Origin of the sequence: Peribacillus frigoritolerans (assembly GCF_040250305.1) — a bacterium.
In the GTDB taxonomy this organism is placed as follows: Bacteria; Bacillota; Bacilli; order Bacillales; family DSM-1321; genus Peribacillus.
In genome coordinates this window covers 812,554-829,827 of the sequence record NZ_CP158190.1, presented here as the reverse complement: position 1 = coordinate 829,827, position 17,274 = coordinate 812,554, and the positions used below count along the sequence as shown (strand labels likewise).

Here is a 17,274-nt window from a genome sequence, read left to right as displayed (position 1 = left end):
TTCACCGGGACGACTCCTTTTCTGTCTCAAGAACAAGAAAAGGGAACTCCGGCGAATGGACGAATCCAGCACATCTGCTCAACTGAAGGAACTGGGAAATCCCTCAGATGGTTGCCTCATGTACTATAAAAAAGGACCAAGCAAATCATATACATGCTTTAGTATAATTTCAAAATGAGTTTAACTGATTCCCTCAACAAAGCCATGTTAATTAATTAGAAACTGCAGTCTTTAATTTCTTCTCTTTTTGGGATGCGGGAAGCTCGAAATCCAGGAAGCTATTAATACTCTGGGCTGCAGTGAATCCTGTTTGAATGGCTGTTTCAGTATAATAGGAGCCTAAATAATCACCTGCTAAGAACAATCGACCCGCAGATTTTGTTAAAACCGGTTGTATTTCTGCACGACCTGGGAAAATATAAGCTGATCCGAATGGAAATTTTTCTACGTGAGCCTCCACTACATGATCACTAAAACCAGGAAATATTTCATTTAAATCTTTCAAATATATTTGAATAATTTCCTCATCAGATTTTTCCATTAACCGACGCCCGCTTTCCCCCGGTGAAAATGTCATAAGACTGCTACCTGGCTGTCTCTCAGTTTCTATTGAACGGACTAGATTAGATTGATGAAGAATAATGTCAAATGACCTTTTAGGCGTAGCAAAAGAATATACATTATCCCAAACTTGAGGTCCTGTTTCATTTGTTAAAAATGCTGCACTAACATGTGGACCATATTTAACCTTACCAAGAGCGTCTGCGATTTCCGGATCAATGTTTTTCGCAATATTTTTTGTAATTGTGGCAGGAGTCGCGAGGACTGCATAACGTGCTTCCACCACATGCTTCACGCCATTTTGAGTATAGTGTACGACGACAGAGTCTTCTTTCTGAAGAACTTCTGAAACTTTTGCATTTAGTTGAGCCCGCTCACCTAATGTTGTTGCAATCGTGTTTGTAAGCGTTGATGCTCCCCCAACAATATTTCTCCCTAACCCATCATCTTTGTTCCATACAGTGTGGAAATATCCTACACCTGATCCTGCAGTCATCGTCTCAGGACTGCCAGTCGAACGGCTAACTGTAGGTCTAAAAATTGCATCTGCATCTGGTGGTAATTCACCAGTGAATTCGGCAAAGGTTCGATCACCCATAAATTCTAAAATTCGTTGTTGTCGAACTCTATAGTCCTCTCCCGGACGTTTTTTTGCTACTTTGCCATACTTGATAACAGCTGCACGCACTTTAGCACCTGCACGTATCATAGCAAATCTAGCTTTCCATGCCATAGGGGCCCTAAATGGATACAGTTCAACCGGACCATCTAAAAGCAACTTCCCATTCAAAGACATTGCCGTTAAAATTCCTGGTACAGGTAATGCAGTTATGCCTACAGATTGAAATAATTCATCTGTAGCTGAACCAGCTCCAGCATATAGATGTCCGCCCCAATTCAACCAATAATCTCCTCGGCGTTCAGATCGTACACGCCCGCCAATACGATCATCGGATTCTAAAAGTAAAATATCATGGTGTTTAAGGCGCCAGGCAGCAGACAAACCAGCAAGTCCGCCGCCTATGATAATTACATCTTTCATTGGATTTCCTCCCATCCCTTGTATGTCTATCATTCTCCTAATTCAATTAATGTTGTTTCAACCTTAGTTCCCCTAATTCATTTAATATTGTTTCAATCTTTGATTTGAACTTTTCGGAAGCAGGCACTAGTGGTAATCTACTTGATCCTCCTGGTAATCCTAGTGCTTCCAAGCCTGCCTTTAATGTTCCTGGAATCGTTTCTTCTTCAATAACATTATATAAATCCAACAATTGCTGATTTAATTTAGTTGCTTCTTTTAAGTTGTTTTCATTTACGATCAAATCATATAGTTTTGCTATTTTTTTCGGAGCCAGGTTGTGGACTAATCCAACAGCACCATGTCCCCCTAATGCTAATGTAGGTAAGATTAAATGTTCAAATCCAGTAAGTACCGCAAAGTTAGGATTGTCTTTTGTCAATGCAATAAGTTTAGAAGTATGCTGTCCATCAGCAGTATTTTTAATGCCAACGATTCCATCTATTTGACTTATTTCATTAATTAATTCTGGATCAAGTTCAACACCTGTAGCATCTGGATAATGATAGATGACAATCCCAATGCTGGAGTTTTCCGCCACTGCCTTGTAATGATCAATAATTCCCTGTCTACTAGTTGTCATATAATAAGGATTAATGACCAAGGCACAATCTGCACCAACTTCGGCTGCGTATTGAGTAAGTTCAATTGTATCTTCTGTTCGATGACATCCTGTACCCGCCATAACTGGTAATCTACCGTTTGATGTTTCACACACAAATTTAATTACTTCTTTTCGCTCTTCCATGCTCATTAGTGAGTATTCTCCAGTACTTCCTCCCACTAAAAGACAGTTCATTCCTCCATTTATCAAATGTTCTATTATTTGTTCAAGCCCCTTATAATCAATACTGTTATCCTCATTCATAGGTGTAGGTAAAGCTGGAATCATTCCAAATGGTTTATACATATATTTCTCCTCCTCATACATGTTAAAAAGATTTTCTACCAATTGATTTCTTGAACCTTGATAAAACACATGGAAAAGCTACATCTATCTATATAGGTGGTGTGTAGTTTTTACAGACTTGCATGATTTTAAAATCTCCCAGTCTACTTTTGTTTAAGATTCACATACACACTTTTCACTTCCGTGTAGTTCTCTAAGCCATACTCCCCGCCCATTTCGCGTCCAATACCAGATTGTTTGTAACCGCCAAACGGCATTGACTCCCATTCAAGACCAACATCATTAATCCAAACTGTCCCCGCTTGCAGTTTACGGGAAATATAGTGACCGGTTTTGATATTTTCTGTCCAAATACTAGCTGCTAAACCATAATCGCTATCATTTGCTCTTTTAATAACTTCTTCAACCGTATCAAAAACCAAAACCGACATTACTGGACCAAAGATTTCTTCACGCGCAATGGCCATGTCATCTTCTACATCCGCAAAAATCGTTGGTGGAACAAAATAGCCTTTATTAAATGCATTTTCGTCTCCCGTAACAAGACGTGCGCCTTCTCTTTTTCCTTGCTCGATGTAGCCAAGAACAGCTTGTTGCTGTTTTGCTGAGACGAGGGGACCCATATCTGTTTCCGGATCCATTCCTGGGCCCAGTTTCAACATGTTCACACGTTCTGCCAATGCCTGCACTACCTGTTCGTAATGTTTACGATGAACATAGATACGTGTACAAGCACTACAGTTTTGTCCATGGTTGTACATCGTGCCATTGAATGCCCCTTCAATCGCTTCTTCTAGGTTGGCGTCCTCCAGGATGATTGCAGGTGATTTACCACCTAGCTCTAGCGTGACTCCTTTGATTTGATCTGCAGCTTTCTTCATGACTTCTTTTCCGACAGCTGTTGATCCAGTGAACGACAATTTGTCCACCATTTTATGAGTGATAATTGCTTCTCCAGCAACTCTACCGGAGCCAGGAGTGATGTTAACAACGCCGTCCGGAAAACCAGCTTCTTTGAACAGTTTTGCTATATAGAGTAGAGAAAGTGGTGTTTCACTTGCCGGTTTAATAACCACTGTACAACCAACAGCCAGAGCCGATCCCAGCTTCCAAGCAGCCATCAAAAGAGGAAAGTTCCAAGGGATAATCTGGCCTACAACCCCGACAGGTTCATGAACAGTGTAATTCACATATTCTGGTGATACTTGTGTCGTTTTTCCTTGTATTTTCGTTGCGAAACCCGAATAATATCTGAAGTGTTGGATTGAACCATCAACGTCATCTGTTAATGCGACTTTATATGGCTTACCGTTATCAAGGGACTCGAGTTGCGCAAGCTCTTCACGGTTTTCTTCCAAAAGATCTGCGAACTTATAAAGAAGGTGCGAACGTGTAGCCGCTTTCATTTCCGGCCATTCACCTTCATCGAATGCTTTTCTTGCAGCTCGCACGGCAATATCGATGTCTTCAGTTTGTGCTTCGCTAACTTGTGCAATTACCTCTTCAGTAGCAGGGTTAATGACATCGAATGTTTCTCCACCAACCGCTGGTACGTATTCTCCATTAATATATAGACCTATAGATTCTTCCAAGAATTTTTTTACTTTCGGTTTTAATTTGTAATCAGTTGCCTCCATTTTATTTATCTCTCCTTTTTAGTTTTTAAGTTTCCAAACGATAAATAACTGAATTTTTCAAATTATTTATTAAAACAAATGTTACCAACAAAATGAATTGTTGTAAACCATTTTTTTTAAAAGGGAATATTTTTATTCATTCGTTTAATATTCATAACATCTAACATTCGGGTATTTTCAGGCATACTAATGTTAATTGGCTGAAAACGTAAAAAACTAATTTAACGGATGTGAAGGAAGAAGTTAATTGAGTTATAGAAGAATACAATGAGTGTCGTTATCAATGGGGACTAAAGAAAATGGCCCCGGTACAATACCGGGGCCGCCTAATAGCAGCATAGGCACTTTTTTATACTTTCGAAAAATGGAGCATAGTTTCAGTAGAGGTTGGCTTTTTTTCTTACTTTGTGAAGGATGTACAATTACGATAGCTCCATAAAGAAAAAACTGCCTAAAAGACAGTTCCGATCTTAAGCTACGCACCCGTTAGTTCATTAAGTAACTAAAGCGAAGGAGTTGTTTTTGTACCTTGGTGAAAGAACATTTTCCATCTTCCATCTCTAAATTTCCAAATTGAACTTCGCAATGAATGTTGTTTTTTACCTTCGTTAAATATTCGGTAGGTAGTTAACACTATTTCTTCAGACAATGGATGTATTTCAAAATCACTCAATGTCATCTTTACCTCACCTATTCCTTCTTCACCAATCCCCTCATCTTTGTACAAGACGTTACCAGAACTTCCAAATTCAAAAAAATTGTCTGCAAGTAAATTATTAAGCTCTTTTTTGGATGTACGAATTTCTGGTTTTAACAACTTCTCTTCCAGTTGACGTAAATGTTCTTCTAACGAAGATTCACTTTCCATTTTCCACTCCCCTTTTTTACTGTCCATTATAAAAACATCCCAAATACTCGCTTTTCCTTCCTCAAGCTAACCTGCCCCGTTTGTTGCAAAAAGGAGCTGCTGATCAGCTTCTGTCAATGAAGTAAAGCACCGGTTAGTTCAACAAAAACCTACCCTTAAATCCACTCTTTTCCATGTTGTCGAATGAAATTGATATCATTTTGATAATGTTTAAGATGCCCTTCAGCAATCATTTTTTGAAAAGGAATATCACCTTCCCTGGCTTTTCTTGTAATGGTTTTACATAAACCTTCTAATCGCAGCAATACCATTTCCAAATAATTTTCTTCTATTCCCTCACCGTAAGATTCAAAAAACAATCTAACTCTTCGTTTTATACGGTTAGCATGCTGTAATGAATTATAATAAACTTTCTCACCTGTTTCAGAAAGATAAAATCTGCTTAAGGGAACGCAAGTATAAAGAGTATAAGCTATGTCCCAAAGTCTTGGACCAGGTCCAGCAACATCAAAATCAATAATGCCTATTGGTCTTTTATGATTAAAAATAATGTTGTACATTGCAAAATCATTATGGCATAGTACCTCAAATTGTTGGGGGGTGTTATCTATCGATTCCCAGCTACCATCAAATGAAAAATCACTGACAGAATCATGATAAAGACGGAGCATTTTCGCTATATCCATTAAGACATCATCAGACCACATGTATTCCTTTAAAGGATAATTACCCGCTTCTCCTTCAATAAATGATAATATCTCTCTTCTTTTTTCATCAACACCTAAAAACTTTGGTGCATAACTGAAACCTTTGTTCTCCAAATGCTTTAATAGCTTATGAATTTTGGGACTATCTGGCTTTAATTCCCGTCGCACTGTATCTCCCGAATGGCAAACATTAGAAACATTCCCTCCTGTTAGCATCTCTTCGTTTTCATGGTTTGACATCTATATATACCTCCCAACTATGACTTTCTATATCCGTAAACCAATTCCTGTTTGTCCAACTATTCTGCCCCTTTAGTTCCATAAGAAAAGAGCTGCCTTAAAGACAGCTCCGATCTTCAGCTAACGCACCCATTAGTTCTATAAGAAAAGCGAACCTTATTCAAGAATCGCGCACGATTGCTGAAGATAGATTTTTTACCATTTCAACAACCCAAAAAAATCAGTCGTAAACACTGAAAGTAAAAATATTGATATTATCACTAATTGAATAGTTGAAAAAATATAATCATTTCTATTTTCAGCATATCTCTTCTCCATAATTACTCTAACTGTTTCAGATGCAATTATAAAAACAAACAAAAGGATATGCGTTTCCAAAAACCAAATATGTTCTAAAGGTTCACGTTTGACGTTAGTGAAAAAACCGATAAACAAAAAGACAATAAAAATGATTCTAATTGTCCAATCAATTTTTTTGTGTTTATCATTTACATGGCCATAGGAAAACAATTTTTTCTTTTCAACATTAAGCCATTTTCTCAAAACTTTATTAATGAAAAAGAGAAAAAGTCCAAAAACGGATAACATTAAAATTAACTTTACGAAAACACTCTCCACGAACGAATCACCACCTACAAAAAAACTCTTTCTTTTTTATCAAGCTCCAATTATTTCAAATATACTCATTCTAAACAAGACCCATCTTCAATAAAGTGGCCCAATTGTTGAACAACTCCATATACACTCTTGAACTATCCTGCCCCTTAGAAAAAGCTGCCTTATAGACAGCTACGATCTTCAGCTAACGCACCCGTTTAAGCAAAAAAGGCCAAATGGCAGCCCACGGATCTAAAAAAGGTGATGTAGAACAGAATCATAAATAGAAAAATAGAACAAGAACTATAATCCAAAAACTCCAAACTTCAAATACTCCAGAGGTTTCCCACATAACAGTTAAAGGGTTATTTAAAGTAAGTAGAGTTAATATAAATGCTCCTAGAATAATTACTATTTTTTTAGACATAATAAATCGTCCTTTTTTGTAATTTATAACGATCACTACGAATGAAACAAAACTTCAGTGAAAAACACTAATATTTTCAATACGTTATTTGTATCTTGTTCGGTAATGATATAGAGCAAGGTGACTGAAGGGTGAGCATGATACAGGATCCGTTGCAACCTTTAAAATTATACCATAAAAATCCAAATCTTTATGGAACTAACATACCCCGATAGTTCCATAAAGAAAAAGCTGCCCTTAAAGACAGCTCCGATCTTAAGCTAACGCACCCGTTACTTAAAGAATAAATTTCTAATTACGACCATATCAGTAATTTTTCCCTGGTGATTCTTTGTATTTTTTCTGTTCATCCCTAACAAAGACAAAAGCTTCTTCAACAGTAGTTAGATTGTTTTCGTGCCAACTTTTACCCAATTCTTTAACCAAGGAGTGTACCATTCCGATTCTACTGACCACTATAACATAATGCAGTAAAACGATTATTACTTCATCTTTCAGTCCCAATTCTTGCAAATCCTTAATTAACTTTACATCTTCTTCTGTAATAGTACCTTTGGGTTCTTTAATAAATTCAATCGGTGTCGTTGTTTTTACTTGATTTACATACCATTCATCGTAAGTCATTCCTGTTTTAGCTTTAAATTCTTCTTCTTGCTTTGCGTTCCATTCCTGAATAGTCATTCCATGTATTTCTTTAAATCTATCTTCTGTTGTCTTACCTTGTATTATTTTACCCTTTGTTTTTTTTAATGTTTTCTTCTTTTTCGTCATCCTTTTCTCCTTAAATTTCTATTTCATTACACCTTCAATATTTCCCTGCCTATTGAACTAAACTGCCCCGATAGTTTAAGTACATTTCTTCACAATCTCACCTAATTCAAGATTTTTTAAAACGTGCTTTTCAATTATATGGCCCGATTGCGAAAGATTGAAAAATATGAAAGAGCTTCAAAAATGGCTTCTAAGTTATTTTACTAACGTACCCGTTAGCGCAAGAACGAATAAGAGAAGTGAGAGGATTATATAACAATTTAGTAAACTAGCATTATTTTAAAATGATGGCTTTTTTGATGTTATTAATACAAAATATTTGTCTTAAGAGCACTGCTGGATTACAAAAAAGTTCTTATGGTACTTCAAAGTGCGTACTTCTCAAGTGTGGTTTCTTGATGCAAAATAACAGTGAACAAAGCACAATACAGAAGGAGCTGAAACATTATGAATAATGAATCTCAAACAACACGCAAAGTCGCCTTGGTCGTAGGCGCAAATGGTGTTATCGGACGCAACCTTATTGATCACCTCATTACTCTCCCTGACTGGGACGTGATCGGCGTATCGCGTCGAGGCGGAGAGTCTGTCGGCCGTGTCCGGTATGTGGCTGCAGATCTACTCAATATAGACGACACCCGCGAGAAGCTAAACAGTTTAACTGAGGTAACACACATCTTCTATGCCGCCTATCAGGACCGTCCAACTTGGGCCGAACTTGTTCCGCCCAACCTCGCCATGCTAGTGAATACCGTAGAGGCGATAGAACCAATCGCGTCGGGTTTAGAACATGTCAGTTTGATGCAGGGATACAAGGTATACGGCGCACATCTCGGCCCGTTCAAGACCCCTGCTCGTGAGACAGACGCTAACCATATGCCACCCGAGTTCAATATCGATCAGCAAGATTTCTTAGAACAAAGGCAAAAAGGTAAGGCTTGGACTTGGTCGGCGCTCCGTCCTTCTGTAGTCTGCGGTTTCTCGCTTGGAAATCCGATGAACCTCGCCATGGTTATTGCGATCTACGCCTCAATTTCGAAGGAGCTTGGACTTCCGCTACGGTTTCCGGGCAAACCGGGTGCTTATGACAGCCTCTTGGAGATGACAGATGCGGGGCTTCTCGCGAAGGCAACAGTATGGGCGGCGACAGACGAGCGTTGTGCTAATCAGGCATTCAACATCACGAACGGCGATCTGTTCCGTTGGAATGAATTATGGCCGAAGATCGCTCACTACTTCGGCTTGGAGACGGCGCCTCCGCTTCAGATGCCACTTGACGTTGTCATGGCGGACAAGGAGCAACTTTGGAACAAAATGGTCAAGAATCATGGGCTTGCTCGGCATTCCTATAAAGACGTATCCTCCTGGCGATTTGGTGATTTCGTGTTCTCTTGGGATTACGATTTCTTCGCCGACGGAACTAAGGCCCGTCGCTTAGGTTTTCACGAATACGTCGATACCGAAGCGATGTTTATGAACATCTTCGACGACTTCCGCAAACGTAAAGTTATCCCATAAACGAAAAGCCGGCCTTGTAAATTAGGTCGGCTTCTTATATGTCATGTACGTCTTCAAGCTGTGGATTGGCTAGAACGGTAGCCCTTCCCCCGTACTTTCTCTCTATATGCAAATCCCCCCACCTACACATCAGATGAAGGATCTCCTTTAGACTCCAGCCGTAGTCTGTTAACTCATATTCGACTTTTGGTGGAACCTGATTGTAAGAAATGCGCAAGATGACGCCTTCCTCTTCAAGCTCCCGAAGTTGCTGCGTTAACATTTTTTGAGTAATTGCGGGTATCAAGCTTTTCAATTCATTGTTACGTTTCTTTCCAAATGTTAGATGAAAGAGAATTACTGGTTTCCACTTTCCTCCAATCACCTCCAAAGTTCCCTCTACCGCAGTGTTGTAAATCTTATTAGGATCCTTCATTACACACCTTACCTCCCTTTTTAGAATATTTCGACACAGGTCACTGGTAAACATCATATGAATTGGAGCCAGTAAATATCCGTTTTTGAACATTATAACTGCAAGCAAAATATTGCGCTATCCTGCCCCCGTTAATTGAATAACTTATAGTTCGATTCTTACGATTAATCTCTTCTCTTATTCAAGAACATGGCCCAATTGCTGAACAAAGGTCAAACAGCACTCTTTAACTATCCTGCCCTTTAGTTCTATAAGAAAAAGCTGCCTAAAAGACAGCTATGATCTTCAGCTAATGCACCCGTTAGCCATCCATGAAGCGCAAAAATCAGCGCTTCACCACAGAGAATGAAAATGGTTCAGAACGGTCAATACTGATTCTACGGCTGGGAGAGGAAGGTCGATGAACTATGGTGCGTTAGAGCCCATCCGTTAGTCTGACTCCAACGACCAAGGTGCACCACTGACTGTCGCTCCCTTACGGGAAGCACACATGGTAGATTAATCCTATTCTGGTTTTTGCACCAGCCTCCAATTATATTGAGAGCCGTAGAAAGGATGTTTTCAATGGAAGTAGTCATTGAAAGAGCATGTGGTATGGATGTCCATAAGGACAATATTACTGCATGTATTATGACACCAGAAGGAAAGGAGATTCAAACGTTTTCAACAAAAACTGTTTTTCTAATTCAGTTAGTGGATTGGATTAAACAGAATAACTGTACTCATGTTGCCATGGAGAGTACCAGTGTATATTGGAAACCTATTGTTAATTTATTAGAAGCTGAAGAGATTGAGTTTTTAGTTGTGAATGCTCAACATATGAAAGCAGTGCCAGGGCGTAAAACAGATGTTAAAGATGCAGAATGGATTGCCAAACTTCTTCGTCATGGACTTCTAAAAGCTAGTTACATTCCAGATCGAAATCAACGGGAACTACGTGAACTAGTTCGGTACCGTAGAAGTATCATTGAAGAACGTGCTAGACAACATAATCGCATCCAAAAAGTGTTAGAGGGCGCAAATATTAAGCTAGGCTCAGTGGTTTCAGACGTTATGGGTGTTTCGGCTCGTGACATGCTTAACGCAATTGCCGAAGGTGAAGAAGACCCTGAAAAACTAGCAAACTTTGCTCGACGCACAATGAAAAAGAAGAAAGATGAACTAGAACTCGCCCTTAAAGGTTATATCAATTCGCATCAACGCCTCATGTTAAAAACCATTTTAAAGCATATTGATTTTTTAACAGAGCAAATCGAGATGCTCGACCAAGAGGTCGAGGAAAGAGTAAGCTCCTATCAAGAAGATGTGGAACGATTAGACTCTATTCCTGGCATAGCTACAAGAATGGCTGAGCAAATTTTATCTGAAATTGGGACTGATATTAAGAAACAGTTTCCAAGTGCAGCTCATATGTGTTCTTGGGCAGGACTAGTTCCTGGGCATAACGAAAGTGCGGGAAAAAGAAAATCGGCTAAAACAAAAAAAGGAAACAAGTATTTGAGATCAGCATTAACAGAAGCAGCTCATTCTGTAAGAGGATCTAAAAACTATCTCGGAGCACTGTATAGGCGTACAGCATCACGAAAAGGTAAGAAACGAGCAGGAATAGTAGTCGCTCATGCCATGTTACGTATCTCCTATTATCTCTTAACTCGAAAAGAAATGTATGTAGACTTAGGCGAAGACTACTTTGATAAGCAGAGACAACAATCAATTTTTCGGCACTCACTAAGAAGACTTGAAAGTTTAGGATACACAGTTACGTTACAAGAACCTGAAGCATCTTAAATTCAGTCCACTTACCTACAATAAATCAGTAAATTAGGCGCTCTCCCCTTTTTAAAAAAACAATGAGCTGCGTCTTCTTAAGTATTGCCTTTTCCCCTAAATTCCAGAAGTCTATTTTCATGGTAGTTTAAGTACATCCTTCACAAATATAAGAACAAGAGCTGCCATGCAACTCCCTTATTGATTAAATCCCTTGTTAGTTGAACAAAATAATACGCCTAATCAAATATTTATTATTGTTTCTTCTTGCCATATACGTTCCATATTTACATCATTTTTTGTAAAAGTTAATTGAAAGACGTCAGGATTACTAAGATTCTTCCAACATTCAAAATCAAAGTTATTATTATAATTCTTTAGCAGTAAAGACATTAAATTTCCGTGAGTAACGATTATTGTGTTTTCAGTTTCACTTTTAAACACTTCACCTACAACGTTTACTATTCGGTTCATTGCTTCTTGACTCGACTCTCCTCCTTCAAATTTCAACTCCATATCATTGAACGTTGCTTTAAGTTTTTCAAACCAGTCAGGTAAGTCCGTTGTACTTAGTGTGCGTTCTGACAAACGTTCATCAATCTCTATTTTCAAGTTTTTTTTCTTACTTATTGGTTCTGCTGATTGAATAGCACGTAAAAATGGACTTGATATGATTCGGTCAATTTTAGTATTGGAGAAAAATTCAGATAAATATTTCGCTTGTTTCAATCCTTTTTTTGTTAATCGTGCTTCAGAAGATTGGCCCTGTGCTTCACAATGTCTAACAACATAAATCTTTTTTATCATACAAGTATCCCCCAATTAAATAGTAAAAGCTTATTCTACTATTCTCTTTTATTTTCCTTGATTAACTAAACTGCTCCTTTAGTTCCATAAGTAAAGGGCTGCCGCAGCAACCTCCCTTATTAAAGCACCTGTTAGTTTAATAACTTATTTGGTTCATACCATGTAGGTTTTAGTAATTCAAAATCTTTGTGGTCTTCCAACACAACGTATAATCGTGTTATCATTGCATCTAAATTGTCTGGTGCAAATCGTAAAGACCATACAACTGATGAAAAGATAACCATTCCCGTATAGATAGAATAAAGCATCCAAAAATCTTCAGGAACACTACCAACAAAATATCCTTCAATTTGTCCAATTGAAAATGGAACGCTTAATTCCCTTTGAAATAATGCTACTTTTACAAAGTCATGATATGGGTCCCCCCAATCAAAATTATTAAAATCAATTACACCAGCATACTGCTTATCATTCACAATAATATTCTCCAGATGAAAATCATCATGCTGCAAGTGATTGGAACGATATTTTACATGATGTTTATTCTTTTCAATAAAATCAATAATCTTTTCTTCATTTTTAATCTTTATTCCACAAGATTTGTAAGCATTTAGATATCTATAATGCTTATCCATCGCTCGTTCATACCAGTTTTTAACTGTTGAAGGAGCTTCATATAAATGCATCCTCGATAGTTGTATACCTGCTTCCATTCCAATTTTATATTGTTCTTCTTCTTTAAGTGTATGTATTGCCTCTTTTGCATCTATACCATCGATATAAGAGTAAATATTATAACCGGCGTTTAACGCTTCAATAATACCTATATCAATCGGTTGTGATGATTGAACATTATACTGTTTCATTTTGTTCAATATTTGAAACTCTGCCTTCTTCTTTTCATGCCCCACCATATCATATACCCGTAACAAAAATTTGTTATCATCAACATAAACCACATATTTTTTATCGGGAGAGTACCCTTTTGATAGTTTTTCAATTTTAGTGGCGTTTTTTAAAAACTTTATTCTGTCTCGAAGAGTTTTTATAATTTCATCCATATATTACCTCAACTTTTATCTTTTCACTTCTATAACATTAACAAATGTCCCTTTAGTTTTCAGTTATTCCACTAACCTGTCCCTTTAGTTCCATTAGAAAAAGGCTGCCGCAGCAACCCTTTGTTAAACGAACGCACCTGTTGGCTGAAGAACTTTAATTAATTATTACTTTCGAGTAATGAATAGACATAGGTATCGTGTGCTTCACCATTTTGATACATATATTTCTTCAAAACTCCCTCTTTTTGAAAACCAATTTTAATTAGTAAATTATTAGATGCTTCATTGTCAATAAATACAACAGCACCTATACGAGTTAAATCCATAACATCAAAGCCATATGAAAGAACTTTAGCTATTGCTTCTGAAGTATATCCTTTTCTCCACTGCTCTGGATGGATTTCATACCCTATTTCTGCTCTTTTATGTTTAGGCAACCAAGCATTAAAGCCAATTGTTCCAATTATACCTTTGGTCTCTTTTCTTTCAATCCCCCAGCGTATGCCTCTTTGTTCATCGTAGTTTTTTGAAAAGAAATCAACGAACTTCTCTGCTTGTTCTATACTCCGTAATGTTTCTTGCCCATAATAACGTGTTACATTGTTGTTAGAAAAACAAGCGAAAATACCTTCTGCATCCTCTTTTTTTATTTCTCTTAGTATTAGTCTTTCTGTCTCTAATATTGGAAACATTAATAACTCTCCCTTGTTAGGTCTTATGTATATTTATTACATATTATACCATATATTTCATTAGATTCTTAATGACCTAACCTGCCCCGTTAGTTCCATAAGAAAAAGCTGCCTTAAAGACAGCTCCGATCTTCAGTTAAAGCACCTGTTAGCTAAACAAAAAGTTATAGTTATTGCACTTTTTCCAAAAAATATTGAACTTCTTTTGGTGATTTTAAGATAATAACTTCTTTATCTTTAGACAACTGATCAAGTCTCTCTAAAATTTTAGGTCTTTTCGTCTTGGGATATTCCCATATCCATTTAAAAAACTCAAAGGAAAACCTTTCTTCGCAACCCTCTCCCATATCTGGTCTTGTTTTATTTCGATATTGAAGCATTCTTTTAAATGCACGAAAGACGCAAATTGTTCTCGGAATATCGAGAAAGATTATTGTATCTGCTGCATTAAGTCTTATCTCCATTGTCCCACCATAGTTCCCATCAATTATCCATTCTTCTTCTTTAACTAATTCTTTTTGAACTCTTCTTTGTTCATCTCTTGGAACACCTATCCAATTAGGTTTCCAGAATAATGCATCAAGATGATAAACATTTCTTTTTGACTTTTCGCCTAACTGCTTTGCCAAAGTGGATTTTCCAGAACCCCCCGAACCAATAATGACAATTTTTTTCACCAGATACCTCCCCTTATAAAAGCAAACTAATTCCACAAAAAAGGGTAATAATCCTTCTTAAGCAATCCTGCCCCTTTAGTTCCATTAGAAAATGGAGCAGTTTCCAGCCCCATAAAATTTGAACGATGAATAACTTACCTATTTTCTTGTTTTTGTTTGCACCATATACAGAAAATTGGGAAAAACGTAATCAATAACGTAACTAAGTTTATAAATTCATCAAAAAACACGTTAGAAACATTGATATATCAACAATTTAATAGATTGCAGTTTATTTATTTGAGGTATATTTTCCCAATTATTTTAAATTATTCTATATTAGTTCTTACGATGAATACAATGTTTCTTAACTATCGCATTTGACTAGAGTTGATTTACAACTATTTAGAAACGTAACCAAAACCGTAGCCATTTTTATAAAAAACTCGTCAAGCGTAAAATTGAAAGTATGAATTAAAGCAGCCGTTTCTATATTGGAATGCGTTGCTTTATTTTTTATTGGAGCATATCAGAAATGTTTAGCTGTGGTAAGAAAACTACTAGCAATAAAAGCTTTTAAGCTAAACGCTGGTAGCTTGCTACATTCCATCTATGCTTATTAATCAGCTTTGTGTGTTCAGAAAACCATTCTAAGCGATTTTCAAACTTTCTAATGATGATTGATAAGCTAATTTTGTCTAAGGCTAACTCTAACTCATCATCTATCTATTTTTTTATATAAGAATTCAATAATTGCATAAACCTGTAAACCTTTTAACATATAAACGTTGATATAGTAGGTTTTTTATAGGTTTACTCATTGGTTTACCTTTAAGTTATTAGAAGTAAATTCAGCGCATTGGTATTCCCTGACTTTCTTTGAGTGTGGGGTGTTGAGAAAGTATCTTGCTGAAAAGATCGAGACTTATCTTTTTATTCAGCTACCTAAGCCAAGTGAGTATCCAAATGTTTTAAAAATTTCTGTTGGAGATTACTGGTGTATCCAAAATAACGGCTGGTCTATTGATTCTGCTACTGAAATTTTTAGTGAGGAATGGATATCTGATGACGAGTTTTTTGTCACCGAATCTGAAATTTATGGGAATAATAAACTCTAAAAGAACTTCGAATAAGAAAAACATAGGGAGATTTTAGTCTTCCTATGTTTTCATTCATATTATTTATCTGTTTGTTTTTGCTTCTTTTTCAAATACTCCGCACGTATTTTTTCAAGTTGCTGCTTTTTATCAAATTTGGCAGGCTTCTGTTTTTCATGAAACTTTGTCACAGCTACCTTACCTTTGGTATCCAATTGATATTTTCCCACTTTGTTCACCTACTTTTCTTGTCTTTAAAGAGAATCTATTCAACAAATATAATATACCTTATTTTACTGAAATAAACCTTATTACTTTATTAGTGTACTGGTAACTTTGCATATATCAGTAAAAACATTAAAAACTTAGTAAATAATTCATCGCCAAATGGTATTCATTTCATTGCTATAATCAAAATAAAATGCACTCTGCATAAGCCTCAATAATTCTATTTCTTGTTTGTTCAGCTCTCTTCTAAAGGTCCAATTGTTCGGTAAATAAGGTTTAAAATATTAAAACAATCTAAGTCTACTCCATCTTTTAAATGATTCTTAATGCTAATAACCATTACGTTCTCGATGATTTCAATTAAGGTTTCTTTTTTTTGCAAAGTCTTTTTACTACTTGTTTAAAAAAATCTACATCCCCAATATTTTTCTCCAAAAAATCACCCCTTATTCTTAACTTTTCTACTTATATCTACCTCAATCCAAATATTTCCTTATTCAACTAACCTCCCCCTTTAGTTCTATAAAAAAAGCTGCCTTAAAGACAGCTCCAATCTTCAGCAAACGCACAATTAAGAAAGGGAGGCTTCCAATATCTCCCAATAATGAAGTAAATCACTCTTTAGAAATTATTACAAATGCATTGAAATCTCTAGACCTGTGGGTTTGTCCCCAAAAGGCACGCTATATTCTCTAAAAACTAAATCAAGTCCTGAAATATCGTCAGGTAACGGCGGAGACACGATAAAACTATATACGAATTGTCCTGTTGAACCACTTCCAGTATCCCATCGACAATCATATTGTTCTCCTAAAAACAATTCGAAAAAATTGTGTTGATGCCCGTCGTATGGTGACTCCTTCGTCGAATCCCAATCGATATTAAGATGAACCACGCTTGCATTCTGATATTGCCGAATAAAAGTTACGGTATATAAATATTCACCTTTATCAACTGATTTTAAGATGGGTAAATGCCGTCTAAAATCTTTTGGTTCAACACGTGGTCTAAATTCTTCATCATTTCTCAATGTACCGAATACCGAATTTAACAAATCTTCGTACAGTCCGAACCTTTTTGCCCAATTTGAGATATTTTTATGAGGTGGAAAACCTGGATCATTATTTGAAATTTCCTTACGTTGTTTTAATAATGCACAAAGTTGTTCATCTATTGAAAAAACCTTTTCATCATAATGGTCGGTTGGTTGTTCGAATGGCATTCGTTTCATTGT

At 36.7% G+C, this 17,274-nt stretch carries 18 protein-coding genes; 4 read left to right on the top strand and 14 right to left on the bottom strand.

Annotated features, from left to right (window positions below):
* Positions 1-211: 211 nt before the first annotated feature.
* From ABOA58_RS04000 to ABOA58_RS03990, 3 genes are all read right to left on the bottom strand, one after another.
* Complete coding sequence (locus tag ABOA58_RS04000; protein ID WP_350301305.1) at positions 212-1,603, bottom strand: flavin monoamine oxidase family protein; 1,392 nt, start codon at positions 1,601-1,603, stop codon at positions 212-214.
* Between the two features lie 46 nt (positions 1,604-1,649).
* On the bottom strand, positions 1,650-2,552 hold the full coding sequence (gene dapA, locus ABOA58_RS03995; protein WP_350301304.1) for a 4-hydroxy-tetrahydrodipicolinate synthase: 903 nt from the start codon (positions 2,550-2,552) through the stop codon (positions 1,650-1,652).
* A gap of 143 nt (positions 2,553-2,695) precedes the next feature.
* Complete coding sequence (locus ABOA58_RS03990) at positions 2,696-4,189, bottom strand: aldehyde dehydrogenase family protein (protein ID WP_350301303.1); 1,494 nt, start codon at positions 4,187-4,189, stop codon at positions 2,696-2,698.
* Positions 4,190-4,443: 254 nt separating this feature from the next.
* On the opposite strand from ABOA58_RS03990, the gene ABOA58_RS03985 reads away from it, so the two are divergent.
* Positions 4,444-4,530, top strand: a complete 87-nt coding sequence (locus tag ABOA58_RS03985; RefSeq protein WP_350302785.1) for an IS3 family transposase — start codon at positions 4,444-4,446, stop codon at positions 4,528-4,530.
* A 161-nt stretch (positions 4,531-4,691) separates the two neighbouring features.
* Here ABOA58_RS03985 and ABOA58_RS03980 read toward each other — a convergent pair whose 3' ends face one another.
* From ABOA58_RS03980 to ABOA58_RS03965, 4 genes are all read right to left on the bottom strand, one after another.
* Entirely contained in the window at positions 4,692-5,057 is a 366-nt protein-coding gene (locus ABOA58_RS03980; protein ID WP_350302784.1) for a DUF4440 domain-containing protein, read from the bottom strand.
* A gap of 155 nt (positions 5,058-5,212) precedes the next feature.
* A complete protein-coding gene (locus ABOA58_RS03975) occupies positions 5,213-6,004 on the bottom strand; it encodes a phosphotransferase (RefSeq protein ID WP_350301302.1) in 792 nt (263 codons plus the stop codon).
* Between the two features lie 195 nt (positions 6,005-6,199).
* Positions 6,200-6,622, bottom strand: a complete 423-nt coding sequence (locus tag ABOA58_RS03970; RefSeq protein WP_350301301.1) for a DUF4181 domain-containing protein — start codon at positions 6,620-6,622, stop codon at positions 6,200-6,202.
* A 712-nt stretch (positions 6,623-7,334) separates the two neighbouring features.
* Entirely contained in the window at positions 7,335-7,799 is a 465-nt protein-coding gene (locus tag ABOA58_RS03965; protein WP_350301300.1) for a DnaD domain protein, read from the bottom strand.
* Between the two features lie 447 nt (positions 7,800-8,246).
* Here ABOA58_RS03965 and ABOA58_RS03960 point away from each other — a divergent pair, with 447 nt between their 5' ends.
* Positions 8,247-9,317, top strand: a complete 1,071-nt coding sequence (locus ABOA58_RS03960) for an SDR family oxidoreductase (RefSeq protein WP_350301299.1) — start codon at positions 8,247-8,249, stop codon at positions 9,315-9,317.
* A 34-nt stretch (positions 9,318-9,351) separates the two neighbouring features.
* Here ABOA58_RS03960 and ABOA58_RS03955 read toward each other — a convergent pair whose 3' ends face one another.
* Positions 9,352-9,732 (bottom strand): winged helix-turn-helix transcriptional regulator, encoded by a 381-nt coding sequence (locus tag ABOA58_RS03955; protein WP_350301298.1) that lies wholly within the window; start codon positions 9,730-9,732, stop codon positions 9,352-9,354.
* Positions 9,733-10,296: 564 nt separating this feature from the next.
* Between ABOA58_RS03955 and ABOA58_RS03950 the strand changes: the two genes are divergently transcribed.
* On the top strand, positions 10,297-11,520 hold the full coding sequence (locus ABOA58_RS03950) for an IS110 family transposase (protein ID WP_350299195.1): 1,224 nt from the start codon (positions 10,297-10,299) through the stop codon (positions 11,518-11,520).
* A gap of 222 nt (positions 11,521-11,742) precedes the next feature.
* On the opposite strand, the gene ABOA58_RS03945 is transcribed toward ABOA58_RS03950, so the two are convergent.
* The 4 genes from ABOA58_RS03945 to ABOA58_RS03930 all read right to left on the bottom strand — a co-directional run bounded on the left by ABOA58_RS03945 (position 11,743) and on the right by ABOA58_RS03930 (position 14,736).
* Positions 11,743-12,303 (bottom strand): histidine phosphatase family protein, encoded by a 561-nt coding sequence (locus tag ABOA58_RS03945; protein ID WP_350302783.1) that lies wholly within the window; start codon positions 12,301-12,303, stop codon positions 11,743-11,745.
* Between the two features lie 134 nt (positions 12,304-12,437).
* Positions 12,438-13,367 carry an aminoglycoside phosphotransferase family protein gene (locus ABOA58_RS03940; RefSeq protein WP_350301297.1) on the bottom strand — a complete coding sequence of 310 codons (930 nt, stop codon included), beginning with the start codon at positions 13,365-13,367 and terminating at the stop codon, positions 12,438-12,440.
* Between the two features lie 158 nt (positions 13,368-13,525).
* Entirely contained in the window at positions 13,526-14,059 is a 534-nt protein-coding gene (locus tag ABOA58_RS03935; protein ID WP_350301296.1) for a GNAT family N-acetyltransferase, read from the bottom strand.
* Between the two features lie 170 nt (positions 14,060-14,229).
* Positions 14,230-14,736 carry a DNA topology modulation protein gene (locus ABOA58_RS03930; protein ID WP_350301295.1) on the bottom strand — a complete coding sequence of 169 codons (507 nt, stop codon included), beginning with the start codon at positions 14,734-14,736 and terminating at the stop codon, positions 14,230-14,232.
* A gap of 872 nt (positions 14,737-15,608) precedes the next feature.
* On the opposite strand from ABOA58_RS03930, the gene ABOA58_RS03925 reads away from it, so the two are divergent.
* Positions 15,609-15,833, top strand: coding sequence for a hypothetical protein (locus tag ABOA58_RS03925; RefSeq protein ID WP_350301294.1), 225 nt, complete (start codon positions 15,609-15,611; stop codon positions 15,831-15,833).
* Between the two features lie 59 nt (positions 15,834-15,892).
* Here ABOA58_RS03925 and ABOA58_RS03920 read toward each other — a convergent pair whose 3' ends face one another.
* Together ABOA58_RS03920 and ABOA58_RS03915 are read right to left on the bottom strand one after the other, a co-directional pair.
* Entirely contained in the window at positions 15,893-16,042 is a 150-nt protein-coding gene (locus ABOA58_RS03920) for a hypothetical protein (protein ID WP_048680414.1), read from the bottom strand.
* Positions 16,043-16,671: 629 nt separating this feature from the next.
* Positions 16,672-17,271 carry a hypothetical protein gene (locus ABOA58_RS03915; RefSeq protein ID WP_350301293.1) on the bottom strand — a complete coding sequence of 200 codons (600 nt, stop codon included), beginning with the start codon at positions 17,269-17,271 and terminating at the stop codon, positions 16,672-16,674.
* Positions 17,272-17,274 lie beyond the last annotated feature (3 nt).